Origin of the sequence: Streptomyces sp. NPDC007162, from assembly GCF_040634175.1 — a bacterium.
Classification (GTDB): domain Bacteria; phylum Actinomycetota; class Actinomycetes; order Streptomycetales; family Streptomycetaceae; genus Streptomyces.
On record NZ_JBEYFC010000074.1, the window covers coordinates 1 to 26,736 of the forward strand.

The 26,736-nt window shown below is 73.2% G+C and carries 23 protein-coding genes; 16 read left to right on the forward strand and 7 right to left on the reverse strand.

Going from position 1 to position 26,736, the window contains the following annotated elements:
- A partial coding sequence (locus tag ABZ646_RS11845) for a 3'-5' exonuclease (protein ID WP_360516364.1) occupies nt 1-701 on the forward strand: 701 nt, incomplete at its 5' end.
- Nucleotides 702-758: 57 nt separating this feature from the next.
- Here the strand turns inward: ABZ646_RS11845 and ABZ646_RS11850 are convergent.
- Both ABZ646_RS11850 and ABZ646_RS11855 read right to left on the reverse strand, forming a co-directional pair.
- Complete coding sequence (locus ABZ646_RS11850) at nt 759-2,219, reverse strand: M23 family metallopeptidase (RefSeq protein WP_360516367.1); 1,461 nt, start codon at nt 2,217-2,219, stop codon at nt 759-761.
- A 277-nt stretch (nt 2,220-2,496) separates the two neighbouring features.
- Nucleotides 2,497-3,369, reverse strand: coding sequence for an alpha/beta fold hydrolase (locus ABZ646_RS11855; RefSeq protein WP_360516370.1), 873 nt, complete (start codon nt 3,367-3,369; stop codon nt 2,497-2,499).
- Nucleotides 3,370-3,615: 246 nt separating this feature from the next.
- Between ABZ646_RS11855 and ABZ646_RS11860 the strand changes: the two genes are divergently transcribed.
- Complete coding sequence (locus ABZ646_RS11860; protein ID WP_132893081.1) at nt 3,616-4,032, forward strand: cobalamin B12-binding domain-containing protein; 417 nt, start codon at nt 3,616-3,618, stop codon at nt 4,030-4,032.
- Between the two features lie 25 nt (nt 4,033-4,057).
- On the opposite strand, the gene ABZ646_RS11865 is transcribed toward ABZ646_RS11860, so the two are convergent.
- A complete protein-coding gene (locus ABZ646_RS11865; protein ID WP_360516373.1) occupies nt 4,058-5,728 on the reverse strand; it encodes a DUF5691 domain-containing protein in 1,671 nt (556 codons plus the stop codon).
- Nucleotides 5,729-5,778: 50 nt separating this feature from the next.
- Nucleotides 5,779-7,134, reverse strand: coding sequence for an SWIM zinc finger family protein (locus tag ABZ646_RS11870; protein WP_360516376.1), 1,356 nt, complete (start codon nt 7,132-7,134; stop codon nt 5,779-5,781).
- Nucleotides 7,135-7,266: 132 nt separating this feature from the next.
- Here ABZ646_RS11870 and ABZ646_RS11875 point away from each other — a divergent pair, with 132 nt between their 5' ends.
- The 7 genes from ABZ646_RS11875 (at nt 7,267) to sucD (ending at nt 16,568) form a co-directional block, all read left to right on the forward strand.
- Nucleotides 7,267-8,385, forward strand: a complete 1,119-nt coding sequence (locus tag ABZ646_RS11875; protein WP_360516379.1) for an AAA family ATPase — start codon at nt 7,267-7,269, stop codon at nt 8,383-8,385.
- The gene (locus ABZ646_RS11880; RefSeq protein WP_360516382.1) at nt 8,382-10,937 is read left to right on the forward strand and encodes a DUF5682 family protein; all 2,556 of its coding nucleotides are present in this window, start codon (nt 8,382-8,384) and stop codon (nt 10,935-10,937) included. Before ABZ646_RS11875 ends, ABZ646_RS11880 begins: the two co-directional genes overlap by 4 nt.
- On the forward strand, nt 10,934-12,136 hold the full coding sequence (locus tag ABZ646_RS11885; protein ID WP_360516385.1) for a VWA domain-containing protein: 1,203 nt from the start codon (nt 10,934-10,936) through the stop codon (nt 12,134-12,136). Before ABZ646_RS11880 ends, ABZ646_RS11885 begins: the two co-directional genes overlap by 4 nt.
- A gap of 236 nt (nt 12,137-12,372) precedes the next feature.
- A complete protein-coding gene (locus ABZ646_RS11890) occupies nt 12,373-13,194 on the forward strand; it encodes a hypothetical protein (protein WP_360516388.1) in 822 nt (273 codons plus the stop codon).
- Nucleotides 13,195-13,418: 224 nt separating this feature from the next.
- Nucleotides 13,419-14,057 carry a hypothetical protein gene (locus ABZ646_RS11895; RefSeq protein ID WP_360516391.1) on the forward strand — a complete coding sequence of 213 codons (639 nt, stop codon included), beginning with the start codon at nt 13,419-13,421 and terminating at the stop codon, nt 14,055-14,057.
- A gap of 417 nt (nt 14,058-14,474) precedes the next feature.
- On the forward strand, nt 14,475-15,656 hold the full coding sequence (gene sucC, locus ABZ646_RS11900) for an ADP-forming succinate--CoA ligase subunit beta (protein WP_046733149.1): 1,182 nt from the start codon (nt 14,475-14,477) through the stop codon (nt 15,654-15,656).
- A gap of 27 nt (nt 15,657-15,683) precedes the next feature.
- Nucleotides 15,684-16,568, forward strand: coding sequence for a succinate--CoA ligase subunit alpha (gene sucD, locus ABZ646_RS11905; protein ID WP_046733150.1), 885 nt, complete (start codon nt 15,684-15,686; stop codon nt 16,566-16,568).
- 138 nt (nt 16,569-16,706) lie between these two features.
- Here sucD and ABZ646_RS11910 read toward each other — a convergent pair whose 3' ends face one another.
- Nucleotides 16,707-17,552 (reverse strand): sigma factor-like helix-turn-helix DNA-binding protein, encoded by an 846-nt coding sequence (locus tag ABZ646_RS11910; protein ID WP_360516394.1) that lies wholly within the window; start codon nt 17,550-17,552, stop codon nt 16,707-16,709.
- 101 nt (nt 17,553-17,653) lie between these two features.
- On the opposite strand from ABZ646_RS11910, the gene ABZ646_RS11915 reads away from it, so the two are divergent.
- Nucleotides 17,654-19,183 carry a DUF6350 family protein gene (locus ABZ646_RS11915; RefSeq protein ID WP_360516397.1) on the forward strand — a complete coding sequence of 510 codons (1,530 nt, stop codon included), beginning with the start codon at nt 17,654-17,656 and terminating at the stop codon, nt 19,181-19,183.
- A 65-nt stretch (nt 19,184-19,248) separates the two neighbouring features.
- Here ABZ646_RS11915 and ABZ646_RS11920 read toward each other — a convergent pair whose 3' ends face one another.
- The gene (locus ABZ646_RS11920; RefSeq protein WP_360516400.1) at nt 19,249-19,995 is read right to left on the reverse strand and encodes a hypothetical protein; all 747 of its coding nucleotides are present in this window, start codon (nt 19,993-19,995) and stop codon (nt 19,249-19,251) included.
- Nucleotides 19,996-20,343: 348 nt separating this feature from the next.
- Between ABZ646_RS11920 and purN the strand changes: the two genes are divergently transcribed.
- A complete protein-coding gene (gene purN / locus ABZ646_RS11925; protein ID WP_360516403.1) occupies nt 20,344-20,973 on the forward strand; it encodes a phosphoribosylglycinamide formyltransferase in 630 nt (209 codons plus the stop codon).
- On the forward strand, nt 20,970-22,553 hold the full coding sequence (purH, locus tag ABZ646_RS11930; RefSeq protein WP_360516406.1) for a bifunctional phosphoribosylaminoimidazolecarboxamide formyltransferase/IMP cyclohydrolase: 1,584 nt from the start codon (nt 20,970-20,972) through the stop codon (nt 22,551-22,553). Before purN ends, purH begins: the two co-directional genes overlap by 4 nt.
- Nucleotides 22,554-22,632: 79 nt before the next feature.
- Here purH and ABZ646_RS11935 read toward each other — a convergent pair whose 3' ends face one another.
- Nucleotides 22,633-23,232: an RDD family protein gene (locus ABZ646_RS11935; protein WP_360516409.1), complete on the reverse strand. Its 600-nt coding sequence runs from the start codon at nt 23,230-23,232 to the stop codon at nt 22,633-22,635.
- A gap of 230 nt (nt 23,233-23,462) precedes the next feature.
- Here ABZ646_RS11935 and ABZ646_RS11940 point away from each other — a divergent pair, with 230 nt between their 5' ends.
- From ABZ646_RS11940 to ABZ646_RS11955, 4 genes are all read left to right on the forward strand, one after another.
- Complete coding sequence (locus tag ABZ646_RS11940; RefSeq protein ID WP_360516412.1) at nt 23,463-24,317, forward strand: bifunctional methylenetetrahydrofolate dehydrogenase/methenyltetrahydrofolate cyclohydrolase; 855 nt, start codon at nt 23,463-23,465, stop codon at nt 24,315-24,317.
- Nucleotides 24,307-24,777: a DUF3017 domain-containing protein gene (locus ABZ646_RS11945; protein WP_360516415.1), complete on the forward strand. Its 471-nt coding sequence runs from the start codon at nt 24,307-24,309 to the stop codon at nt 24,775-24,777. The genes ABZ646_RS11940 and ABZ646_RS11945 overlap by 11 nt, the downstream gene beginning before the upstream one ends.
- Before the next feature lie 186 nt (nt 24,778-24,963).
- Nucleotides 24,964-26,127 (forward strand): sensor histidine kinase, encoded by a 1,164-nt coding sequence (locus ABZ646_RS11950; protein ID WP_360516418.1) that lies wholly within the window; start codon nt 24,964-24,966, stop codon nt 26,125-26,127.
- Nucleotides 26,124-26,736, forward strand: a 613-nt coding sequence (locus ABZ646_RS11955; protein WP_360516421.1) for a response regulator transcription factor, incomplete at its 3' end; no start/stop codon positions are given. The genes ABZ646_RS11950 and ABZ646_RS11955, both read left to right, overlap by 4 nt.

Sequence of the window (26,736 nt, forward strand, 5' to 3'; positions counted from 1 at the left end):
TGGCCCTGGAGTTCGAGCAGGAGTCCGAGGAGGGCGAGGCGACCGGCGGGCTCGCCGACTTCCTGGAACGCGTCGCCCTGGTCGCCGACTCCGACCAGATCCCGGACGACGACGAGAACGGCGACGGCGTCATCACCCTGATGACCCTGCACACCGCCAAGGGCCTCGAGTTCCCGGTGGTGTTCCTCACCGGCATGGAGGACGGCGTCTTCCCGCACATGCGAGCCCTCGGGCAGACCAAGGAACTGGAGGAGGAGCGGCGCCTCGCGTACGTCGGCATCACGCGCGCGCGGGAGCGGCTGTACCTCACCCGGTCGTCGATGCGCAGCGCCTGGGGCCAGCCGTCGTACAACCCGCCCTCTCGCTTCCTGGAGGAGATCCCGGGCGCCTATCTGGAGTGGAAGCGGACCGGGGCGATGGCGCCGGTGTCATCAGGACCGGCGTCGGGCGTGGCCGCGTCGCTCTCCTCGACCCGCTCGCGCTCCTCGGCGTCCGGCGCGTCGGGCTTCGCCACCCGGCGGACCTCGGAGAAGCCGGTGGTCTCGCTGGCCGTCGGCGACCGGGTCACCCACGACCAGTTCGGCCTGGGCACGGTCGTCGCGGTGAAGGGCACCGGCGGGAACGCGGAGGCGACGATCGACTTCGGCGACGACAAGCCGAAGCGCCTGCTGCTGCGGTACGCGCCGGTGGAGAAGCTGTAGGTACCGAGAAGCCGTAGACGCCCGGGCCCTCGCCGTCGGCGGGTGCCCGGCGAGCGATCAGGTGGGATCCAGTCCGTGGCTGCGCAGCCACGGCAGCGGGTCTATGGCGGCGCCGCCCGCCGGCCGGACCTCGAAGTGCAGGTGCGGGCCGGTCGAGTTCCCGGAGTTCCCGGAGTACGCGATCGGATCGCCGGCCTTCACGGTCGTACCGGAGGCGACGCGGTACGAGGAGAGGTGGCAGTACCACGTCTCCGTGCCGTCCTTCGCCGTCACGATCATCATGTTCCCGTAGGCGCTGTTCCACTTGGTGGAGACGACGCCGTCGGTCGCGGCCATCACCGTCGTGCCGTACGAGACGGGGAAGTCGATGCCCGTGTGGACGGACATCCAGTTGACGCCTGCCTGGCCGAAGTAGGCGCTGAGCCCCCTCTGGGTGACCGGGAGCACGTACTTGGGGCGCAGCCGCTCCTTGCGGGCCGCCTCCGCCGCCGCCTTCTTCTTCTCGGCCTCCTGCTGGGCCTTCAGGTCGATGCGCTCCTGGGTCCGGCTGGCCCGGTCGGCGAAGTCGTCGGCGCCCGCCGAGAGGGTCCTGAGCTGGGCGTCCAGCTTGCTGTTGGCGGCGGACGGTTTCACCGACTGCGCGTCGGAGGCCGAGGCCGTGGTGTCCTTGCCGTCGTCGGTCAGCCCCCCGACGGAGGCGACCGCGATCCCGGCGACCCCCATCACACAGGCCGAGGGCACGGCGATGGTCAGCAACGCGGACCGCTTGGGGGGCGTACGACGACGGGAACGCGCCCCCGCACGGGAGCCGGCGCGTGTCGCGGACGCGGCGACCGCCGGGGTGGCCTCTTCCTGGTCCTCCAGCAGTGGCGTTACTGCAGGTAGCTCACCGGTGGCCGACACCTCACCCGCGGCGGGGGAGGCCTCGTCGTACGCCTGGTCGTCGTAGGGAAGCTCCTCGTACGCACCGTCCTCGTACCCCTCGTACGCGGTGTGCGGTTCCTGCGCCGGGTCGGCGGCCTGCGCCGGGGTGCCGTCGGAGTTCCACTGCGTGGCGTCGTACGCACCGGTGTCGAAGGTCTGGGTGCCCCACTCCCACTGCTGGGTGGCCCCGGCCATGCCTGCCTGGTCGGGCTGGAGCCACGCGTTCGCGTCCCAGTGACCGCCGGTGTCGGTGACCGCCGCTGGTGTGCCCTGTGCCGGGACGGTCCAGGCGGTGCTGTCGTAGGCACCGGAGTCGTAGGCGGCGTGATGCTGGGCCGCGTACGCGTCGTAGTTCGGCGTCCGGTCGTCGGCCGGCTGCCACTGCGTGGTGTCGTACGCGCCGGTGCCCTGGCTCTGGCCGGGCAGGTTGCCGAAGAGCGGGTCGCTGTGGAACGCGGTGGCGGTGTGGTCGCCGTACGTGGTGAAGTCCCCGTACTGGGCTTCCTGGGTGCCGTACGACGCGTAGTGCGCCGGGCCGGCGTCGGAAGCCGGAGCCGGGGTGGTCATGGTCCCCGACGGGTGACGGTCGTTCACCAACTTCTCTTTCGCCTCGACAACAGGGGCTGGCAGAGCAGTGCGGCGACTGTACCCGGCGGTATACGGGCGCGACAATCTTCAACAGGTTTCGTGGTTGCGGGAAACGGGCATTCGGCCGTGTTTCGGGGGACGGCGGGCGCGGGTTTGGCCTTGTGTTCGAGGAGTGTTCGAGATCGAGTCCGGTTCGGCGGCCCTGATTCGGTTGCGCGGGGCGCTCGTTGTCCGCCCGAAGCGGGCCGAATGCTCCCGCTGTCCGGATCGCCTCACGCCACCGTCACGCCACCGTCAGACCGTCGGCCGGCCGCTCCCCCGTGCGCGCCTCGTCGAGGGCTTCCCTTATGCCGACGGCGATCGCCGGATGGACGGGCAGGGCGAGGTGGCCGATCCCGGTCACGCGCACGTTGGTCGCGAGAAGGTCCGGGTGCTCGATACGGGCCGTCTCCACCGGGTCCATCAGCGAGTCGAGGTCGCTCCAGAAGCTCACGAACCGGGTGCGGCAGCCGGGCGCAGGGCGGGTCAGTTCCTCCATCACCTCGGAACCGGGGCGCATCTGCCGCACGATCGGGTGCGCGTCGGCGAGCGGTGCGACCCGGGTGCCGGAGTGCGGGGTGCCGAGCGTCACCAGGGTGCCCACGCGCAGATCCCCGCCGAGGCGCTGGACGTAGTAGCGCGCGATCAGCCCGCCGAGGCTGTGTCCGACGACGTCGACCCGTGGGCTGCCCGTGCGCTCGCAGATCTCCTCTATGTGCCTGCCGAGCAGTTCCGCCGCGGTGCGGATGTCACAGGTCAGCGGCGAGTAGTTGAGCGACTCGACGCGCTGGCCGCCGTGCTGGGCGAGGGTGCGGCGCAACAGGACGAAGACCGAGCGGTTGTCGATGAAGCCGTGCAGCAGCACGACCGGCGGGACCGTGCGGACCGGCAGCCGGGCGGTGCCGTCGCGCTGCGCGGGCGGAGCGGCGGGAACGGCAGGAGCGGGCGGGCGGCGCTCCGGGGTGAGTCCCGTGGGATAGAGCAGCAGGTGCCCGGCGAGGATCGCGGCCTCCAAGGCGGTCGACTTCAGCAGGGCCAGCGACAGTCCGGCGAGTCTGCCCGGCAGGAGGCGGCGGCAGAGCGGGAGAAAGGGATCGAGCACCCCGGTGACCTTCATCGGCCGACCTCCTGTCGGCACGCGGAGGGCGACTCCGTCCCCCGTATGCCCTTGCGGGAGGCCGAGCGGAGATCACGGGGGCACGACGGCAGGCCGCATCGCGTGCCCCTGTCGCTCCCGCGGACCACGCTGCGGCTCCCTGACGTGTCCCACTGTGTGTGATTTCCCCCTCGGTAACCTCCGCGAAACTGCCGGTTGCGGGATGCTGGAGATAACGTTCGTTCACTTGGCGTCATGGAGGCAGTGATGGGTGTGGCAGCCGGTCCGATCCGCGTGGTGGTGGCCAAACCTGGGCTCGACGGTCACGACCGCGGCGCGAAGGTCATCGCGCGGGCGCTGCGCGACGCCGGTATGGAGGTCATCTACACCGGGCTCCACCAGACGCCGGAGCAGATCGTCGACACGGCCATCCAGGAGGACGCCGACGCGATCGGCCTCTCCATCCTCTCCGGCGCCCACAACACCCTGTTCGCCGCGGTCCTCGACCTCCTGCGGCAGCGCGACGCCGAGGACATCCTGGTGTTCGGCGGCGGGATCATCCCCGAGGACGACATCGCCCCCCTCAAGGAGAAGGGGGTCGCGGCGATCTTCACACCGGGCGCGACCACGGCCTCGATCGTGGAGTGGGTCCGGGCGAACGTCAGGCAGCCGACGGAGGCGTAGTCCCGCGGGCGTGGTGGGCCGGTTTTCAGGTGCCGCGCGACTGGTGGTGGGGGTTCGGCGCGGCGCCGTCGTGGCTTGTCGCGCAGTTCCCCACACCCTTTTGGGGCGCTGGAGCGCCGTCCAGTTCCGCCAGCATCGTCGCTCGCAGTCTCAGTGTCGTCACCAGGCGCTGGAACGCCTCCGCCCAGTACCCGCCGGCCCCTGGCGCCGCGTCCGCCCGTTCGTCCGGTATCGCCAGCAGCGCGTCAAGGCGGCCGGCTTCCGCGGGGTCCAGGCAGCGTTCGGCCAGGCCCATCACCCCGCTGAAACTCCAGGGATAACTCCCCGCGTCCCGCGCGATGTTGAGGGCGTCCACCACGGCCCGCCCGAGCGGCGCGGACCACGGCAGGGCACACATGCCGAGCAACTGGAACGCCTCCGACAGACCATGGGCGGCGATGAAACCGGCCACCCAGTCGGCCCGCTCCGCCGCCGTCAGCGTGCCCAGCAGCTTGGCCCGCTCGGCCAGGGACACCGCACCCGGGCCGCCCGCCTCCGGCGCGGCAGGCGCCCCGAGCAGCGCACGCGCCCACTCGGCGTCCCGCTGCCGTACCGCGGCCCGGCACCAGGCCGCGTGCAACTCGCCCTGCCAGCCGTCCGCCACCGGCAGCGCCACGATCTCCCGGGGCGTACGCCCGCCGAGCCGCGCCGCCCAGGTGGCGAGCGGGGCCGCCGCCACCAACTGGCCCAGCCACCAGGACCGTTCCCCACGCCCGGTCGGCGGTCTGGCCACCACCCCGTCGCGCTCCATCCCCGGATCGCACTCCGGCGGCGCCTCCACCGCGAGCACCGGGCCGTCTCCGGTGTGATCGACCGCCACACATGCCGCGGCCCGTACCGCCAGCCGTCCGGCCAGCGCCGAGCCGGGCAGCGCGGACAGCAACTCCGCCGCCGTCGTCCGCACGTTACGACTCCGGTCCGACAGCGCCTGCTCGAGGAACGGCTCGTCCGCGGCGGCCAGCCCCGTGCGCAGTGAGTCGAGGAACATCAGCCGGTCCTCGGCCCGCTCCGTCGCCCAGGTCCCGGCCAGCAGCTCGCGCGCCGCCTCGGGGGCGCGGGCGCGCAGCGCCGAAAGCAGCGCGACCCGCTCGGCGAACAGCCCCTCCTGCCACAACCGCCGTACCCCGGCGGCGTCCTCGGGGCCGGGCAGAGCCGCGCCACCGCCCGGCGCCGCGCGCAGGGCGAACCGCCAGTCCTGGTTGAGCCGGGCCAGCCACAGGGCGCGCGGTCCGGCGAAGGCCAGCGCGGCGGGCCGCAGGTCGGTACGGCCCCGGGCCGCGTCCAGCAGCGCGGGCAGCGCCTGCGGGGGTGCCGCGAACCCGCGCGCGTCGGCCGCCGCCAGCCACTGCGGCAGCAGCTCCATCAGGTCGGGCGAGGGGCCCCGGCGTCCGCCGGTTCCGGTGCCGGGACGGTCGGAGAGCAGCATCGTCAGTCTGCGCGCCGCGGCGGCCGGGAGCACGGCCCGCGGGTCCTCGGGGGCCGGCTCGGGGCGCTTCGCCGCCGGCGCCGGCCGCAGCCCGGCCCGTCGTCGTACGGTCGCGACGGCGGCCTCGTCCAGCAGGGCCGCCGGAGCGTCACGACCAGGCCCGCCGGCGACGTTCGGTCGCCGGTCCGTGCCCAGCAGGGCCGTGGTGACGAGATCTTCCCAAGCGGTCACGGGGTCTCCCTTCTGCGAGTCGGTCCGGTTGTCGCCGCAAGGCGGTCGGGTCAGCACAGCGGCACCGCCTCGCCCGCTCCCTGCGGCCAGGCCGTCAGGGGCGTGAAGCCGCGGTGGCCGCACTCGCCGAAGACGGTGAGCGGGGCGCCGCCCGAGAGCGCGACCAGGCGCCACAGACCCGGCCGGGAACGGGCGGCGGGGGTGAGCGGCAGCGCCGAGTCGTGCTCCGCGTCCGCCAGTTGCCAGGAGTCGCCGTCCGGGACGGGGACGACCCGGTCCAGCGTCACCGGCACCGACTCCAGCCAGGGGTCCTCGCGCAGCGCCTCCCCGTACCGGGCCGCCGCCTGGGCCGTGGTCACGCCCGGCGGCCGTATCGGCAGGGGCGCGGGCGCGGCGAACCGCTCGCCCAGTGCCGCCCGGTGCTGAGCCGCCCCCGGGTAGGCGGCCAGCTCCGCCTCCAGGGCGAGGCCGACCGGCAGCGCCAGTTCGGGAGCGCGGCCCGCCGCGCCGTAGGACAGGAGCAGCGCCGTACGGCCCGAGTCCGCGCCGTGCAGCCAGATCCGGCGGGTCGTCAGCTTCGCGTCCGCCGTGTCGTACTGGGCGAGGACCAGCCAGCGGTCACGCACCGGCGGGCCGTCCGCGGTCGCGGGCAGGCCGACCCGGGAGCGGACCGTGGCCGCGAGTTCCTCCGGCAGCCGCTCGCGGCGCAGCCAGCCCTGGTCGAGGAGGTGCAGCAGCGCGCACTCCTCCAGCAGCCGCACGGGCCAGCCGGGGCCGGAGGCCGGTATCGACCCCAGCTCGCGCACCCTGGCCGCCAGTCCGGGGGCCTGGGCGTCGACCATGCGGGCCGCCGTCTCCTCCCACAGCCCGTACCCCGCGTGCTCGGCCGCGGCCAGGCCGCCGCGCAGCAGGTCGGACAGGCGCTGCTCCAGCTCCGTCGCGCCCGCCGTGACCCGTTCGGCCCGCTTCTCCGCCCGCCGCCGGGCCGCCTCGGGATCAGCGGCGGCCCCGGAACTCCCGCCGCCGGCCGGGCGTTTGTCCTCAGCGCGCTGCCGTCTGCCCGTCAGCCACTGCTCGGCCCAGTCCGGCGGCCGCGCGACCGTGGGCACCGTGTCATCCCCGCCCGCCCACAGCAGGAGCAGTCCGAGGGCGTGCTTGCAGGGGAACTTCCGGCTCGGGCAACTGCACTTGTACGCGGCCCCCGCCGGGTCCGCCAGGTCGACGATCGTCTGGTACGGCTTGCTGCCGCTGCCCTTGCACAGTCCCCATACCGTCCCCTCCTCGCTGCTCCCCGCCCCGGACCACGGCCCCGACGCCCCGAGTTTGCTTCCCGCCTTGCGTGACGCGGTGTCAGGCGCCAGCGCCAGCACCTGGTCCGCACTCCAGCGCACCCCCTGCTGAGTCATGCCATCGAAGGTAGATCCCGCCACTGACAATCGCCCCGGTGAGAGTGTTCATGCAGGTCAGGCCGATTGTCAGTGGCGTGGTGCACGGTGGACACCAGATCCGAACCGGCCGAGCTGGAGGGGGCCTCAGCCATGACTGTGTCCGTGGAACCGACCGATCCGACGACCGCCGAGAGCGCGCTGCGACCGCACGCCGAGCACGCCTTCGCCGCGGAACTCGCGGCGCTGGCCGCGCAGGACGACCGGCCGCGCCCGGCCCGCTGGAAGCTGTCGCCGTGGGCGGTGGCCACCTATCTCCTCGGCGGCACGCTGCCGGACGGCACGGTGATCACGCCGAAGTACGTCGGCCCCCGCCGCATCGTCGAGGTGGCCGTGACCACCCTCGCCACCGACCGCGCCCTGCTTCTGCTGGGCGTGCCCGGCACCGCCAAGACCTGGGTGTCCGAGCACCTGGCCGCCGCCGTCAGCGGCGACTCGACCCTGCTCGTGCAGGGCACGGCGGGCACCCCCGAGGAGGCGATCCGCTACGGCTGGAACTACGCGCGGCTGCTGGCCCACGGCCCGAGCCGGGACGCCCTGGTGCCCAGCCCGGTGATGCGGGCCATGGCGGAGGGCATGACGGCGAGAGTGGAGGAGCTGACCCGGATCCCGGCCGATGTCCAGGACACGCTGATCACGATCCTGTCCGAGAAGACCCTGCCCATCCCGGAGCTGGGCCAGGAGGTGCAGGCGGTCCGCGGCTTCAACCTGATCGCCACCGCCAACGACCGCGACCGGGGTGTCAACGACCTCTCCAGCGCCCTGCGCCGCCGCTTCAACACCGTGGTGCTGCCGCTGCCGGACAGCCCGGAGGCCGAGGTCGACATCGTCGCGCGCCGCGTCGACCAGATCGGCCGTTCCCTCGAGCTGCCGACCGCGCCGGACGGCATCGAGGAGATCCGCCGCGTCGTCACCGTCTTCCGCGAGCTGCGCGACGGCATCACCGCCGACGGCCGCACCAAGCTGAAGTCGCCCAGCGGCACGCTGTCCACCGCCGAGGCGATCTCCGTCGTCACCAACGGCCTCGCGCTGGCCGCCCACTTCGGGGACGGCGTGCTGCGGGCGGGCGACGTCGCCGCCGGCATCCTCGGCGCGGTCGTCCGCGACCCGGCGGCCGACCGGCTCATCTGGCAGGAGTACCTGGAGACGGTCGTCCGCGAGCGCGACGGCTGGAAGGACTTCTACCGCGCCTGCCGGGAGGTGAGCGCGTGAGCGACACCTCACGGCGGCCCGGCCCGCTGCTCCTGGGGGTGCGGCACCACGGGCCCGGCTCCGCGCGGGCGGTGCGGGCCGCGCTGGAGGCCGCCCGGCCGAAGGCGGTGCTGATCGAGGGGCCGCCCGAGGCGGACGCGCTGATCCCGCTGGCCGCCGACCCGGGGATGCGGCCACCGGTCGCGCTCCTCGCGCACGCCGTGGACGAGCCCGGCCGCTCGGCGTTCTGGCCGTTCGCCGACTTCAGCCCCGAGTGGGTGGCCGTCCGCTGGGCCCTGGAGCACGAGGTCCCGGTCCGTTTCATCGACCTGCCGGCCACGCACACGCTGGCGTTGCGGAAGGCGGCGGAGGAAGCGGCCGCGTTCCCCGGCACCGAGGGCGAGGAACCGGCCGGAGATGAGCCCGGTCGCGCAGAGTGCGGCGCCGGACCGCGGGTGCGCGTCGATCCCCTCGGGGCCCTCGCCGAGGCCGCCGGTCACGACGACCCCGAGCGCTGGTGGGAGGACGTCGTCGAGCACCGGGGCAGGGCCGGGGAAGGGGACGTGTTCGCACCGTTCGCCGCGGTGGAGGAGGCGATGACGGCGCTGCGGGAGACGTACGGGGGCGAGGGGCGGGACCGCGACGCCGTGCGGGAGGCCCACATGCGGATCCGGCTGCGTGCGGCACAGCGTGAGTTCGGTGACGAGGTCGCCGTGGTGTGCGGGGCCTGGCACGTGTCGGCGCTGCGTGCGCGCAGTTCCGTCGCCGCCGACCGGGAGCTGCTCAAGGGGCTGCCCAGGATCAGGACGGACATGACCTGGGTGCCGTGGACCAACCGCCGGCTGGCCCGGGCGAGCGGGTACGGCGCGGGCATCGATTCACCGGGCTGGTACGGGCACCTGTTCCGCGCCCCGGACCGCCCCGTCGAGCGCTGGCTCACCAAGGTGGCCGGACTGCTGCGTGAGGAGGACCGGATCGTCTCCTCGGCCCATGTCATCGAGGCCGTGCGGCTGGCCGAGACCCTGGCGGTGATGCGCGGGCGCCCGTTGCCCGGCCTGGGCGAGACGACCGACGCGGTGCGGGCGGTGCTCTGCGAGGGCTCGGACGTCCCGCTGGCGCTGGTGCACGACCGGCTGGTGGTCGGGGACGTGCTGGGGGAGGTGCCGGAGGGGGCGCCCGCGGTGCCGTTGCAGCGGGACCTGGTCCGGGAGCAGCGCCGGCTCAGGCTCAAGCCGGAGGCGCTGGAGCGGGAACTCGATCTCGACCTGCGCAAGGAGACCGACGCCGGGCGCAGCAGGCTGCTGCACCGGCTGCGGCTGCTCGGCGTCGGGTGGGGGGAGCAGGTGCGGTCACGGGGGAGCACGGGCACGTTCCGGGAGACCTGGCGGCTGTGCTGGGAGCCGGAGCTGTCGGTGCGGCTGGCCGAGGCCGGCGTGTGGGGGACGACCGTCCGGAGCGCGGCGACGGCCAGGGCCGAGGCCGACGCGGTGGGCGCGACCGCGCTCGCCGAGGTCACCGCGCTCGCCGAGCACTGCCTGCTGGCCGGGCTGCCGGAGGCGCTGCCGGTGGTGATGCGGACGCTCGCCGACCGGGCCGCCCTGGACACGGACGTCGGACGGCTCGCCCAGGCGCTGCCCGCCCTGGTCCGCTCCCTGCGCTACGGCGACGTCCGGGGCACCGACGTCCGGGCCCTCGCCGAGGTCGCCGAAGGCCTCGCCGAACGCGTCTTCGTCGGGCTCCCGCCGGCCTGCGCCACCCTCGACGCGGACGCGGCCGAGGAGATGCGGGGGCATGTGGACGCGGTGCACACGGCGGTGGGGCTGCTCGGCGAGACGGGGACGGCGAGGGCGACCGCAACCGGGGCGGCGGCAGCGACATCGACGGGGGCGGCGAACGCGACGGCAACGCCAGCGCCTACGACGGCAACTGCGGCGGGGGCCGGGACCGCTAAGGCAGAACCCGCGACGCCGGCTGTGACGCCGCAGGCCACCGCGGTTGCGGCGGGGGGCGATCTCGGCCCCGGTGGCGGTGGCCTCCGCCGACGCTGGCGGGCCGTGCTGCGCACACTGTCCGGGCGGGACAGCGTGCCTGGGGTGCTGCGCGGACGGGCGGTGCGGCTCCTGCTGGACGAGGGGGAGCTGGGGCCTGAGGAGGCGGCCCGGCTGATGGGGCTGGTGCTCTCGCCCGGGACGCCTCCTTCGGACGCGGCCGCCTGGATCGAGGGGTTCGTCGGAGGCGGCGGGGGCGGGATGTTGCTCGTGCACGACGAGCGGCTGCTCGGTCTGGTCGACGCCTGGCTGACCGGCGTACCGGCGGAGGCGTTCACGGACGTACTGCCTCTGCTGCGGCGGACGTTCTCGGCGTACGAGCCGGGGGTGCGCAGGACCATCGGCGAACTGGTGCGCCGGGGACCGGGGGATCGGCGGCAGGGGCCGGGGCGGGCCGGCGGGACCCCGGGTTTCGGCGCCGACGCGGACGCCGGGCGGGCCGACGCCGTACTGCCGGTGCTGCGGCTGCTGCTCGGCCTCGACGACACGACTGCGGACGACGACCTTGTGGGGGCGGGCAGATGACCACGGACGCGACGAACACCGACACCGGACCCGGCACCGGACCCGGTGTCGACGACCCCGCGCGGGAGCGGTTGCGGCGGTGGCGGCTGGTGCTCGGGGGCGAGGCCGCGGACGGCACCGGGTGTGCGCTGGCGGGGCGGGACGCGGCGATGGACGGGACGCTGGCCGCGCTGTACGGGAAGGGGGACAGAACGCAGTCCGGGCGGGAGCGGTCGGCGGGCCTGGGGGCGTCGGCGCCGTCGGCGGCGCGCTGGCTCGGCGACATCCGGACGTACTTCCCGTCCTCCGTCGTCCAGGTCATGCAGCGCGACGCCATCGACCGGCTGGGGCTGGCCGCGCTGCTCCTGGAGCCGGAGATGCTGGAGGCGGTGGAGGCCGACGTCCACCTGGTCGGCACGTTGCTCTCGCTCAACAAGGCGATGCCGGAGACCACGAAGGAAACGGCACGGGCGGTCGTGCGCAAGGTCGTCCAGGACCTGGAGAAGCGGCTGGCGACCCGCACCCGGGCCACCCTCACCGGCGCCCTCGACCGCAGTGCCCGGATCAACCGGCCCCGCCACCACGACGTCGACTGGAACCGCACGATCTCGGCCAATCTCAAGCACTACCTCCCGGAGTACCGGACGGTGGTGCCGGAGCGGCTCATCGGGTACGGGCGGGCGTCGCAGTCGGTCAAGAAGGAAGTCGTGCTCTGCATCGACCAGTCGGGGTCGATGGCGGCTTCGGTGGTGTACGCGTCGGTGTTCGGGGCGGTGCTGGCGTCCATGCGGTCGATCGACACCCGGCTCGTCGTCTTCGACACCGCGGTGGTCGATCTCACCGACCAGCTGGACGACCCGGTGGACGTGTTGTTCGGCACCCAACTCGGCGGCGGCACCGACATCAACCGTGCGCTGGCCTACTGCCAGTCGCAGATCACCCGGCCCGCGGAGACCGTCGTCGTGCTCATCAGCGACCTCTACGAGGGCGGGATACGCGACGAGATGCTCAAGCGGGTGGCGGCGATGAAGGCGTCGGGGGTGCAGTTCGTGGCGCTGCTCGCGCTGTCCGACGAGGGGGCGCCGGCGTACGACAGGGAGCACGCGGCGGCGCTCGCGGCGCTGGGGGCACCGGCGTTCGCGTGCACGCCCGATCTCTTCCCCGAGGTGATGGCGGCGGCGATCGAGAAGCGGCCCCTACCGGTTCCGGACACGGTGTGAGGCCGGAACCGGCGGGGGACTTGTCGACTCGGTGACAGCAGTCCTCCGGCATCAAACGGGACATGAGTACCCATCGGTAACAGGGGGCTTGCGCGACCGCGGGAGTCCCGTGCAAGGATCGATGTCTCCACCGGTCTTTCACCGGTCTTCACGCCATGCGTGACCTCTGCTCTGTTCCGCCGCACGGGAGGGTCCTCCCCGTCTTGACCTCGCCAGCAGTTCTGTCCGGTGCCACCGTGCGTGTGCTGCGCACGGTGACGGGACGGCGTGCGCTGCACCTGGCGCTGCTGGTCGGCGGACTGCTCGCGCTCGGCTTCCTCTGCGGGGGGCAGGCACAGGCGGCCGAGGGGACGCCGGCGTTGACGTCGGCCGTGACGCAGAAGGCGTCGCTGCCCGGGCTGCTGTCGCCGCACCGGGCGACCCCGCCACGGAAACCCGTCACCGGGGGCATGCCGGTGGTGGACGGCGTGGGCGAGGTGGTGCGGACGGTGACCGGTTCGGTTGCCTCGACCCTGACCCAGACGCTCGGTGGCACCCTGGAGCAGGTGTCGGAGCTGCCGACGCGGCTGCCGACGCTCCCTGTCACGCTGCCTGCCACGCCGGTGGTGCAGGTGCCGGAGCCGCCCGTCGTCTCCGGGTCGCCGGGGTCGTCGCTTCCGGCGCCGGTCACCTCGGCGCCTCGCCCTGCCGAGCCGCGGCAGCCGGTCGTGCACGCCGCCGGGCACGGGAAGTCCCGTACGGCGGGGGCGGTGGCCGGTGCGGTGTCGTACGGGCCGCGGCTCGGCGTCGTACCCGCCGCCTCGGAGCGGGTGACGCACCGCGACGGTCATCGTGCCGCCCGGGCCGGCGGGGCTCCCGACCGTCCCGTGCCCGCCGGGGATCCGGACGGCGCCCTGGGCAAGTCAGCGGTGGACGGCACCGCCTCCCGGCACGGTGACATGTACGCCGTGACCTTCGTCGACCGGGCGCCGCTGCGGCTCGTGCCCGGTGCCGCCGCGCGCGTCGACGCGGCCGGGACCCCGGAACGGTACCGGGACATCCCCGTCTTCCCCGGCTAGGGCCGGCGACCCCCTTCCCCGCACAGACCTGGCGCGCGGGGGCGGAACAGGTCTGCCCGTCCGTCCGGACCCCGAGGACTCCCGAGGGCCCCCTCTCTCCCGGACCCCCTCGAACTCCTCCGGACGGCTTGTCCCCAGCCGCGCTTCCGGATGCACCGGAAGCCCTCCCGGCTCCCGCGCACGCCTGCCGAGCGCATCGGAGCCCCGAAGGATCAGACGCACGTATGAACAAGAACATCCACCGTTCCGTGGTCATAGCCGCCGACGTCGCCGGTGTACCGAGCGCCGTGCGGGAGGCCCAGTGGTGGGCCCCGCGCACCACCGGGACCGCGGCCACCGGCACGGACCGGGCCCGGCACGCCTTCGCCGCCAGGATCAGGGGTGCCGAGGCCATCAACGGAGCCCGGGCCGCCCGCGCGGCAAAGGCGCAGGCCGCGGCCGCTGCCGCCACGGCCCTGCCCGCCACCCCCGCCACCGCGGAGCCCATCCCCCCTGCCCCCGCCTCCGCGCGGCCCGGCGTCGTCGAGGTCGCCCCGGTCGGCATGGTCGGCGGTTCCCCGGACGTCCTCCGGGACGGTGTCGACCACCTCTTCGGGCCCCTCGCCGCCTTCGCCCCCGAGTGCGAGCGGACGCCGGCCGCTGTCCCGACCGAGGCGGCGGGCGATGTCCGGCCGGTGAGCGGGCACGTGGCCACGTATGCCGAGGATCTGGCCGGGCCGGTCCTCGGCGGTGTCGAGGTGCTCGGGTACGGCGTCGCCGCCGGCGACGTGCAGCCGGTCGCGTCGGCCACCGGGCCGCTCGCGTTCCCGGTCACCCCGGAGTACGTGCACGGGCCGCAGCCGGCCCCGACCTACTCCCTCTGATCTCCGCGGGGGGCCAGACCCGGACGGCCGAACGCCGTCGGTCCGTCCGGGCCGGGCCCCCGCGAGACGGGCCGGCCGGTCCCCTTGGGCGGGGACCGGCCGCCCACCCCCCCGAGGAGGGGGCTGAGGCCTCACCGGGCCAACCCCAACCCGGTGAGGCCTCGCACATCACTGCCAAGGCGGCACGCCGTGCCAGGAAAACCCGGGATACCCGGCATCATGTGACAGGTATCACCGCTCAGGTGTGACCCTCGATTTAGGGACCCCCTGCAAGCGGCGATAACCTGCGAGACGGACATGCCGCGCGCTCGGACACCGTGTGCGCTTCCCCTGTGACCCAAGCGGACGTCACGTTGCCCTTCGCGGCACGCCCACGCATCCAACGAACCGCGAGATCACTGATAGGGACGGAAGCGCGTGGACCTGTTCGAGTACCAGGCGAGGGACCTCTTCGCCAAGCACGATGTACCGGTGCTGGCCGGTGAAGTCATCGACACGCCTGAGGCGGCGCGCGAGATCACCGAGCGGCTGGGCGGCAAGTCCGTCGTCAAGGCGCAGGTGAAGGTCGGTGGTCGCGGCAAGGCCGGTGGCGTCAAGCTGGCCGCTTCCGCGGACGAGGCCGTCGCCCGTGCCACGGACATCCTCGGCATGGACATCAAGGGCCACACGGTCCACAAGGTGATGATCGCCGAGACGGCCCCGGAGATCCTCGAGGAGTACTACGTCTCCTTCCTCCTCGACCGTGCCAACCGCACCTTCCTCTCCATCGCCTCCGTCGAGGGCGGCATGGAGATCGAGGAGGTGGCGGCCACCCGCCCCGAGGCCGTCGCCAAGACGCCGATCGACGCGATCGACGGTGTGGACCTGGCCAAGGCCAAGGAGATCGTCGCCGCGGCGAAGTTCCCGGCCGAGGTCGCCGACAAGGTCGCCGACGTCCTGGTCAGGCTGTGGGACACCTTCATCAAGGAGGACGCCCTCCTGGTCGAGGTGAACCCGCTCGCGAAGGTCGCCTCCGGTGACGTCATCGCCCTCGACGGCAAGGTGTCGCTGGACGACAACGCCGAGTTCCGCCACGCGGACTGGGAGGAGCTCCACGACAAGGCCGCGGCCAACCCGCTGGAGGCCGCCGCCAAGGAGAAGAACCTCAACTACGTCAAGCTCGACGGCGAGGTCGGCATCATCGGCAACGGCGCGGGTCTCGTCATGAGCACCCTGGACGTGGTCGCGTACGCCGGTGAGAACCACGGTGGCGTCAAGCCCGCCAACTTCCTCGACATCGGCGGTGGCGCGTCCGCCCAGGTCATGGCGAACGGCCTGGAGATCATCCTGGGCGACCCCGACGTCAAGTCGGTCTTCGTCAACGTCTTCGGCGGCATCACCGCGTGCGACGAGGTCGCCAACGGCATCGTGCAGGCCCTGAAGCTCCTGGAGGACCGCGGCGAGGACGTCTCCAAGCCGCTCGTCGTCCGCCTCGACGGCAACAACGCCGAGCTGGGCCGCAAGATCCTCACCGACGCCAACCACCCGCTGGTGCAGCGCGTCGACACCATGGACGGCGCGGCCGACAAGGCCGCCGAGCTGGCCCACGCCGCCAAGTAAGCACTCAGGACGAGGACACAACACACCATGGCTATCTGGCTCAACAAGGACAGCAAGGTCATCGTCCAGGGCATGACCGGCGCCACTGGCATGAAGCACACCAAGCTCATGCTCGGTGACGGCACCAACGTCGTGGGCGGCGTCAACCCGCGCAAGGCCGGTCAGAAGGTCGACTTCGACGGCACCGAGGTACCGGTCTTCGGTACCGTCAAGGAGGCCATCGAGGCCACCGGCGCCAACGTCTCCGTCATCTTCGTGCCGGAGAAGTTCACGAAGGACGCGGTCGTCGAGGCCATCGACGCCGAGATCCCGCTGGCCGTCGTGATCACCGAGGGCATCGCCGTGCACGACTCGGCGTCGTTCTGGGCGTACGCCGGCAAGAAGGGCAACAAGACCCGGATCATCGGCCCGAACTGCCCCGGCATCATCACCGTCGGCCAGTCCAACGTCGGCATCATCCCGGGCGACATCACCAAGCCGGGCCGTATCGGCCTGGTCTCGAAGTCCGGCACGCTGACGTACCAGATGATGTACGAGCTGCGTGACATCGGCTTCTCGACCGCCGTCGGCATCGGTGGCGACCCGATCATCGGCACCACGCACATCGACGCGCTCGCCGCGTTCGAGGCCGACCCCGACACCGACCTGATCGTCATGATCGGTGAGATCGGCGGCGACGCCGAGGAGCGGGCCGCGGACTTCATCGCGAAGAACGTGACCAAGCCGGTCGTCGGCTACGTCGCGGGCTTCACCGCCCCCGAGGGCAAGACCATGGGCCACGCCGGCGCCATCGTCTCCGGTTCGTCGGGCACCGCCCAGGCGAAGAAGGAGGCCCTGGAGGCCGCGGGCGTCAAGGTCGGCAAGACCCCGACGGAGACGGCGAAGCTGGCCCGCGAGATCCTCGCCGGCTGAACGCCTGCGTGACTGTATGCCGGTAGGCCCGTTCCCCGGGGTGGGGACGGGCCTACCGGCGTCCGCGCTCGCCCCAGCGCGCCCCTCAGGGGCGCGGGGACTGCGCGAGCAACCCCCACCGGCCCGCACCCGAACGCCCTACCTCGCCAGCGGTACCACCCTCTCCGGACCCTTCTCCACCTCGCGGCGCAGCTTCGCCTCCAGCCGCCGCTCACCCGCCGACAACGGCCCCAGCCCCACCTCCGGCGGCACCCCGCTGATCGCCTGGGCCGGGCCGATCGGCGCCTCGTAGTGGGTCGGCGCCGTCCGCAGCGTCAAGGTCGTCGCCGCGATGATCGTCGCCGTGAAGGCGAGCGCGGAGCGGGTCCAGAAGCGGGTCCGGCGTTCGGCGCAGGTCCGCACGGCGGGCGGCTGGGCCGCCCGCAGCCGCTCCGTCGAGGCCAGCTCGGCCAGCCGGCGGTGCAGCGCGGCGGGGTCGGCGAGTTCCGGCACCCGGTCGGCGACCAGCCGCCGCGCCCGGGTCAGCCGGCCGGCCGCCGCCGGTGTGCTCGCCTCCGTCTCCGCCGCCGTCTCCGGCAGGTCGAGACCGATGCCGTCGTACAGCAGCAGCGTGCGCCGGTACGTCGGCGGCAGCTTCAGCAGCGCCTCCAGCAGGGCGCGGTCCGCCGCGTCGGCCGGCGGGGGCTCAGGGTGGCGGTAGCGCAGCCGGAAGCGGTGCCAGGGGGAGAGGGCGCACTCGTGCGCCACCGCCCGCACCCAGCCGGCCGGGTCCCGGTCCCGGGCCACCTGGGGCCAGTTCTGCCATGCCACTTGGAAGGCCCGTTCGACCGCCTCCTGCGCCAGCTCCCGGCGTCCGGTGAGCAGGTAGGTCTGCCGGACCAGGGCCGGTGCGCAGAACGCGTAGAGCGCGTCGAAGGCCTGAGCGGGCGTCAGGGCCGGGGAGGGGGCGGCCTCGTCGGTGGGGGCAGGACTCTGCGTCACCATACCTGTCTTCCTATCTTTCTACGAAAAAACACATAAACGTATATTGAGCGACACTACGGTGGTTCGCCCGTTACGCCGGAAAAGCGCGTGTCGTTGGGAGCATGGCGAGCGTGATTCGGATGACCGCCCGCCGACCGTCGTTGTCCCTGTTGCTCAGGCCGGTCCGCGACCGGGTGCGCGACCGTTCCCCCGGCTTCGCCGCGAGCCTGGCGGCCGGTGCGCTCGCGGCCGGGCTCGGGCTCGGCGCGTTCGCCGTACTGGCGATCGCGCTGTGGGTCAGTTCGCCGTATCCCGACAGCGGTCCGGCCGGCGCGCTGCACGTCGCGGCGGCCCTGTGGCTGCTCGCCCACGGCGTCGACCTGGTCCGCACGGGCACCCTCTCCGGGGTGCCGGCCCCGGTCGGCATCACGCCGTTGCTGCTGGTGGTGGTGCCGGTGCTGCTCGTGTACCGGGGGGCGAGGGACGCCGTGGACGCGGCGGACCCGCAGGACGGCGACGAGGCCGACGTGCCGCCGCCGATCCCCGCTCTGACCGCGTGGGCCGGGGTCGTCACCGGCTACCTCGGCGTCGGCGGGTGCGCCGCGCTGTACGCGTCCGGCGGTGAACTGCGGCCCGCGTGGGGCTGGGTGACGGCGTGTCTGCCGCTGCTCGTCGCGGGTGCGGCGGGCGGAGGGGTGTGGACGGCGTACGGCCGTCCGCGCGAGCCGCTGCTGGCCCTGGCCGCGCTGCTGCCGGGCCCGGTACGACGGCGGCTGCTCGGGCGGGACACCAGGGTGCGGTGGGGTACGGCCGTTCGCGCGTCCCTCGCCGGGGCGGCCGTGTTCTTCGGCGGCGGCACCCTGCTGCTCGCCGTGTCGCTGGTGGGGCACGGGGACCCGGCGCGGACGTCGTTCCTGCAGCTGACGGCTGGGTGGACGGGCCGGTTCGCGGTGCTGTTGCTCTGCGTCTGCCTCGTCCCCAACGCGGCGGTGTGGTCGGCGTCGTACGCCGTCGGTCCCGGTTTCGCGCTCGGCGCCGGGCACGTGGTCAACCCGCTGGCGTCGAATCCGGCGCCGCTGCTGCCGCCCTTCCCGCTGCTGGCGGCGGTGCCGGACGCCGGGCCGGGCACGCCGGTCGACTGGGCGGCCGTGGCGGTGCCGGTGGCGGCCGGGGTGACGGTGGCGTGGTTCGTGGTGGGCAGGGCGGTCCGGCGCGGGTGGACGGCCGGGCGCACGGCCGGGGTGGTGACGTCGGCGGCACTGCTGTGCGGGCTGCTGCAGGCGGCGCTCGCCGAACTGGCCGGCGGCCCGCTGGGCGTCGCGGCACTCGCCCGCTTCGGCCCCCTGTGGTGGCAGACGGGCACGGCGACGGGAGTCTGGCTCCTCGCGGTGGGCATCCCGACGGCGCTGGCACTGAGGGCATGGCGCGTCCGGACCCCGCGCCCCCCGCAGCCGGACCCCTCCCGACCGGCACCGACACCGACCACGACCCCGAGACCGGCACCGATCTCGCCGCAGGACCCGGAAGACGCCTACGACCTCCTCCCCGCCGACGACCCCCTCCCTGCCGACGACCCCTTCCCCCTGCCCGCACCCCTCCCCGCCGCCGAAGCACCCCTCACCCCCACCGACGCATCCGATCCGTCGGCCTGAGGGGCAGGGCACCCGCTCGCCCGGTCCGGGTGGAGCCGTGCGTCAGCGGGCGGCCCCCGGCCGGGTCAGCTGTTCGGGCTGCCCAGGAAGGGGCGGAGGTTCTCGGGGAGCAGGTGGTCGCAGGACTGTCTGGCCTCGTTGGTCAGGGCGTCCGAGGCGCAGGTGTAGTAGTCGCGGTAGACCATCTGGACGGTGAAGTTCGCCGCCACCAGGGCCAGGGCCAGGGACGCCGTGACCAGGCCGCTGATCGCCGCCGTCGTCTGGGGGCGGCCGGCGGCGGTCTCGTCGCCGCCGCGCGGCTTCGCGCGCAGCGCGCTGACGCCCCAGTAGACCGCGGGCGCCCCCAGCAGCAGCGCCACGTACGGCCAGCCGAAGAGCACGAAGAAGAAGGCCCACATGCCGCACAGCAGCGCGTAGCGGGCGCGCCGCTGCACCGGGTCCGTGGGGTCCCAGCGCGTGCCGGGGCCGCCGGGCCCGCCGTCCTGGCCGCCCCCGCCGCCCTCGGGGCGGCGCTCGCCGAAGCCGCCGGACTGCCGCCCGGGCTGGCGGTCGCTCCACTGGTGGCCCCAGGGCGACTGCTGATCGCCGTCACCTTCACCGTCCCCGGCGGGGCGGCGCGGCCGCCACGGCGAGTCCGGTGCGCCCTCCGGGGGCGGGGCGAACGGGTTGTCGTCCTGCTGATCGCCCTTCGGCCGGTCCGAGGGCGCGTCCGGCGGCGAGGCCGGCCGCTCCCGCAACAGCACGGCGGAACGCGTCCCGTCCTGTACCGACTGCGGGGGGAGCATGCGAAGTCCCAGGCTGCGGTCCGGCATCAACTGAGCGTCTTCCCCTAGATCGACTACGACTGGTGAGCACGGCTGGTGAGTGCGACTGATGAACACGGCTGCTCGGTACGGCTGAGCAGTACGGCGGACGAACGGCCGGTCACCTGATGAACGCGCCGTGCCCCGGACGCGTTCCCGCCACGCCACCCCCGCAGACGCTACCTTCCGGCCACGCCCCCGTCCCGTGGGGGCCGCCCGGTGTGCCGGTATCGTTGCTGACGGCCGGCTGCTTCGTAGACTTCCCCGTATCCCGGGGCGCGAAGCACTCGTACGAATGTACAAACTCGGTACGAGACCGGCCGCCGTACCGACGCTCCCCCGAGAAAGGGCCCCGCCGTGGCCGCCAAGCCCGTGGCCAAGCGCCTCGTCGTGCTGGTCTCCGGATCCGGCACCAACCTCCAGGCGCTGCTCGACGCGATCGCCGAGACCGGCGTCGAGGCCTACGGCGCCCAGGTCGTCGCCGTGGGCGCCGACCGCGACGGCATCGAGGGACTGGCGCGTGCCGAGCGCGCCGGCATCCCGACCTTCGTGACCCGGGTGAAGGACTTCGGGACCCGGGACGAGTGGGACCGGGCGCTGGCCGACGCCGTCGCCGCCCACGAGCCCGACCTCGTCGTCTCCGCCGGGTTCATGAAGATCGTCGGCAAGGAGTTCCTGGCGCGGTTCGGGGGGCGGACCGTCAACACCCACCCCGCCCTGCTGCCCAGCTTCCCCGGGGCCCACGGCGTACGCGACGCGCTCGCGTACGGCGCCAAGGTCACCGGCTGCACCGTCCACTTCGTCGACGACGGCGTCGACACCGGGCCGATCATCGCTCAGGGCGTGGTGGAGGTCCGGGACGAGGACGACGAGAGCGCTCTGCACGAGCGCATCAAGGACGTCGAGCGAAGGCTGCTCGTCGAGGTCGTGGGGCGGATCGCCCGCAACGGCCACCGCATTGAGGGACGAAAGGTAGTTATCCAGTGACCGCCGAGAGCACTGTCACGGCCGAGAGCGGCAAGCGGGCCATCCGCCGCGCGCTCGTCAGCGTCTATGACAAGACCGGACTCGAAGAGCTCGCCCGTGGACTGCACGAGGCCGGTGTCGCGCTCGTCTCCACCGGCTCCACCGCCTCCCGTATCGCCGCCGCCGGCATCCCCGTCACCAAGGTCGAGGAGCTCACCGGCTTCCCGGAGTGCCTGGACGGCCGGGTCAAGACCCTGCACCCCAGGGTGCACGCCGGCATCCTCGCCGACCTGCGCCTGGACAGCCACCGCAAGCAGCTCGAAGAGCTCGGCGTCGAGCCGTTCGACCTCGTCGTCGTCAACCTCTACCCGTTCCGCGAGACCGTCGCCTCCGGCGCGAGCGAGGACGAGTGCGTCGAGCAGATCGACATCGGCGGTCCCTCGATGGTCCGCGCCGCCGCCAAGAACCACCCGTCGGTCGCCGTCGTCACCAGCCCGCAGCGGTACGCCGACGTCCTCGCCGCCGTCGCCGAGGGCGGCTTCGACCTCGCCACCCGCAAGCGGCTCGCCGCCGAGGCCTTCCAGCACACGGCGTCGTACGACGTGGCGGTCGCCTCCTGGTTCGCCTCGGAGTACGCGCCGGTCGACGAGTCGCGGTTCCCGGACTTCCTCGGCGCCACCTGGGAGCGCGAGAACACCCTGCGCTACGGCGAGAACCCGCACCAGCCCGCCGCGCTCTACGTCGACGCGAGCGGCGGCGGCCTCGCCAAGGCCGAGCAGCTGCACGGCAAGGAGATGTCGTACAACAACTACACGGACACGGACGCCGCGCGCCGTGCCGCGTACGACCACGACGAGCCCTGCGTCGCGATCATCAAGCACGCCAACCCCTGTGGCATCGCCGTCGGTTCGGACGTCGCCGAGGCGCACCGCAAGGCGCACGCCTGCGACCCGCTGTCCGCGTTCGGCGGGGTCATCGCCGTCAACCGGCCGGTGAGCCGGGAGATGGCCGAGCAGGTCGCCGAGATCTTCACCGAGGTCATCGTCGCGCCCGACTACGAGGACGGCGCCCTCGAAGCGCTCGCCAAGAAGAAGAACATCCGGGTTCTGAAGGCGCCGGGCGCCCCGGCGAACCCCGTCGAGGTCAAGCCCGTCGACGGCGGTGTGCTGCTCCAGGTCACCGACCGCCTCCAGGCCGACGGCGACGACCCGGCCAACTGGACCCTGGCGACCGGCGAGGCACTCGGCGCCCAGGAGCTGGCCGAGCTCGCCTTCGCCTGGAAGGCCTGCCGGGCCGTGAAGTCCAACGCCATCCTGCTCGCCAAGGACGGCGCCTCGGTCGGCGTCGGCATGGGCCAGGTCAACCGCGTCGACTCCGCGAAGCTGGCGGTCGAGCGGGCCGGCGAGGAGCGGGCGCGCGGCTCCTACGCCGCCTCCGACGCGTTCTTCCCCTTCCCGGACGGCCTGGAGATCCTCACCGCGGCCGGGGTCAAGGCCGTGGTGCAGCCCGGCGGTTCGGTCCGTGACGAACTGGTCGTGGAGGCCGCCGAGAAGGCGGGCGTCACCATGTACTTCACGGGGACGCGGCACTTCTTCCACTGAGCCGCGGGCGCGCAGGCGCACACACGAGGGCCGTGTCCCCCATCGCGGGGGACACGGCCCTTGACGTGCGTACGACCGCTCAGTTGCTGCGGATCACGATCGTGCCGCAGACCTTGTCGGCGAACGTCTGGCGCTTGGAGTCCCACGCCGGCCACAGCCAGCCCAGGTAGCAGGCGAGGCTGTCCAGGATGTGCGCGATACGGCGCACGAAGGCCATGCCGACGCCGATCGGCTGCCCGGTGGCCTCCTTGACCAGGCGGATGCCCAGCGCCTTCTTGCCGATGGTCTGGCCGGTGCGGCCCTCCTGGATCAGCTGCCAGATCGCGATACCGAGGAGCGCGAGACCGCCGATGATGCCCAGCACCGCCGCCTTGCTGCTGAAGAGCACCAGGATGTAGGGCACGAGGAAGACCAGGCCGTCGACCAGGGTGCCCAGGAAACGCTGGCCCCAGTTCGCGTACGGCGGCGTCGCGCCGTACCCCTGCTGCGGGTAGCCGTAGCCGCCCTGCTGCGGGTAGCCGGGCTGCTGCTGGGGGTAGCCGTAGCCCTGCTGCGGCGGCACGCCCTGCGGGGCCTGCTGGTAGCCGGGCTGGCCCTGCTGGGGGTAGCCGTAGCCGGGCTGACCCTGCTGCGGGTTCTGCGGCTGACCATAGGGGTTGTTGGGCGAGCCGAAACTCATGGCGGTCTTCCTCCGTTGGACCTGCGGGGACGACGCGGACAGGGACGGAGGTACGTCATGAACTGAGCGGTTTGCCCCCCAACCGGACCGCGATGCTGCGCCGCTCATCGTCAAGTACCACGGAGTGGTTGTCCAGTCCGATTAGCGATGTGTTGTGCAAGTGCAACATCATCGATCATGACCGCACACCCGACTGGAACCGGGACACCCGCATCCGCGAGGATGGACCCATGACCGCCCAGATTCTCGATGGCAAGGCCACCGCAGCCGCGATCAAGTCCGATCTGACCGCCCGCGTGGCGGCCCTGAAGGAGAAGGGCGTCACGCCCGGCCTCGGCACGATCCTGGTCGGGGACGACCCCGGCAGCCAGAAGTACGTCGCCGGCAAGCACCGCGACTGCGCGCAGGTCGGCCTCGCCTCCATCCAGCGTGAACTCCCGGCCACCGCGACCCAGGAGGAGATCGAGGCGGTCGTCCGCGAACTCAACGACGACCCCGCCTGCACCGGCTACATCGTCCAGCTGCCGCTGCCCAAGGGCATCGACGAGAACCGCATCCTGGAGATGATGGACCCGGACAAGGACGCGGACGGCCTGCACCCGATGAACCTCGGCCGGCTGGTGCTCGGCGAGCCCGCGCCGCTGCCCTGCACCCCGAACGGCGTGCTGACCCTGCTGCGCCGCCACGGCGTCGAGATCAAGGGCGCCGAGGTCGTGGTCGTCGGCCGCGGTGTGACCATCGGGCGCCCGATGCCGCTGCTGCTCACCCGGCGCAGCGAGAACGCGACGGTCACGCAGTGCCACACCGGTACGCGCGACCTCTCGTCGCACCTCAGGCGCGCGGACATCATCGTCGCCGCGGCCGGCTCCCCGCACCTGATCCGTCCCGAGGACGTCAAGCCGGGTGCCGCCGTCCTCGACGTCGGTGTCTCCCGCAACACGGACGGCAAGATCGTCGGCGACGTCCACCCCGGGGTCGCCGAGGTCGCCGGGTGGCTCTCCCCGAACCCCGGCGGTGTCGGGCCGATGACCCGGGCGCAGCTGCTGGTCAACGTGGTCGAGGCGGCGGAGCGCAGTGTCGGCTGACCAGGCGCACGACGACGAGCTGACCGCCCGCGACGCGATCAGCGCCCCGGACGCGCAGGGCCGGCCCCGGCGGACCACGCGCCGCTTCCCGCTGTTCACCCGGGACACGGCGCGCCCCGAAGGGGGCGGCCGGGCCGCGTCGGGGGATCTGCCGGCGCCGGCCCGGCAGTGGCCGATCCTGATCGTGCTGGCGGCCGTCGCGGTCGGGTTGCTGCTGACCTCGCTGGACCAGTTCCGGGTGGGGGCGCTGCTGATCGGGGCGGCGCTGCTGGCCGGGGGCGTGATGCGGTGGGTGCTGCCGAGCGTCGGGATGCTGGCCGTCAGGTCGCGGTTCACCGACATCGCGACGTACGGGGTGCTGGGGCTGGTGATCGTGCTGCTGGCGTTGATGGCGCAGCCGAAGCCGTGGCTGGTGATCCCCTATCTGAAGGACACCCTGCACTTCACGATGAGGAACTAGGGGTTGCCAGGGGCCCAGGGCGTGGCCCGCACCTCCCCCGGTGGGTGCGGGCCTGCTTCCCCCCGGTTTCGAAAGTAGAGATCCGGCGGGCCCGGCGAATCCCACCCTCGATTGAACCGTCTACAACTTCCGTGGTACGTCCGGTGATTGACTCGGTCACTTCGAGCCCCGCGTTACGCTGCGGCGATGCGACCGCGCAACCCGCCCCCGCTCGCCGTCGACACGCTGATCGCGTGCATGACGGTCGTGACGGCCGTGTTGCTGGGGCGGGAGTCGCCCACGCAGGGCTGGCCGCCGCTGGACGCGCGGGCCTACGCGCTGGTCGGTCTCGCGCACCTGCCCACCGCGCTGCGGGGGCGGTGGCCGCTCCAGGTGTTCGCCGTCGTGCAGGGCGCGTCGATCGTCTACATCAGCTTCGGCTACTGGCCCGTGGTGTGCAGCTTCGGCTCCATGCTGGCGCTGTACACGGTCGCGTCGGTACGACCGGTCCGGATCGCCGTCGGCTGTGCCGTGTGCATGGCGGGCACGTGGCTGTACGGCGGGCTCGTCACCGCACGTTCCTCGATGCCCTCCGTCGTCATGCAGGCGCTGCTGTACTGCACGGTGCTGCTCTGGTTCGGGCACCTCGCCCAGCGCTCCGGTGAACTCACCCGGCGGCTGCGGGCCGAGCAGGCCGAGCGGGCGCGGCGTGCGGTGGCGGAGGAACGCGGCCGGATAGCACGGGAGTTGCACGACGTCGTGGCCCACCACATGTCGGTGATCTCGGTGCAGGCCGGGCTGGCGAGGTTCGTCTTCGAGTCGGACCCCGGCAAGGCGCGGGGCGCCCTCGGCACCATCGCGGACACCAGCGGAGAGGCCCTGGAGGAGCTGCGGCGCATGCTGCAGGTGCTGCGCGAACAGGACCCGGAGGCCGCCGAGCGGGCCCCGATGCCCACCCTGGAGCGGCTGGCCGAACTCGTCGAACGGGTGCGCAGCGGTGGACTGTCCGTCGAGTACACCGTCGAGGGCGCGCCCCGCCCGCTGCCGCCCGGTGTCGAACTGTGCGCCTACCGCGTCGTCCAGGAGGCGCTCACCAACGTCCTCAAACACGCCGGTCACGCACGCGCGCGCGTGCTGCTGCGGTACGGCCCGCACGAGCTGACCGTGTCCGTCCTCGACGACGGGGAGGGGGTGAATCCGGACAGAATGCGAACGGGCGCAGGCCACGGCTTGATTGGCATGCGCGAGCGGGCCAAGCTCTACGGCGGGACGATCGCTGTCGGCCCGCGCTCCGAGGGCGGCTTCGCGGTCGAGCTGACCCTGCCGACCTCGGCCACACTCGCACGGCGGGGGGACGACCGTACCGGATGACCAGAGTGCTCGTGGTCGACGACCAGTTCCTCATCCGCGCGGGTCTGGTGGGGCTGCTGGAGGCCGCTCCCGGGTTCGAGGTGGCCGGCGAGGCCGGGGACGGCGCGGAGGCGGTGCGGCTGGCCGCCGAGACCCGGCCCGACGTGGTCCTGATGGACATCAGGATGCCCGGCCTGAACGGCATCGAGGCCACCGAGCGCATCCTCGCCGAGGCGGCGGGACCGGCACCGCGGGTCCTCGTGCTCACCACCTTCGACCTCGACGAGTACGTGTACGGCGCCCTGCGCGCCGGCGCCTCGGGGTTCCTCCTCAAGGACTCCGGCCCCGAACGGCTGCTGGCCGCCGTCACCGCGGTGGACGGCGGTGACGCCCTGTTCGCGCCCAGCGTCACCCGGCGCCTGGTCGAGGCGTTCGCCCGGCAGCGCGGCCCCGACCCCGGCGCCGGCACACCGCCCGACCTCCAGGTGCTGACCTCCCGCGAGGTCGAGGTCCTCGAACTCACCGCCCGCGGCCTGTCCAACCTGGAGATCGCCGACCGGCTCTACATCAGCGAGGCGACCGTGAAGACCCACCTCAACCGCACCATGACCAAGCTCGACCTGGGCAGCC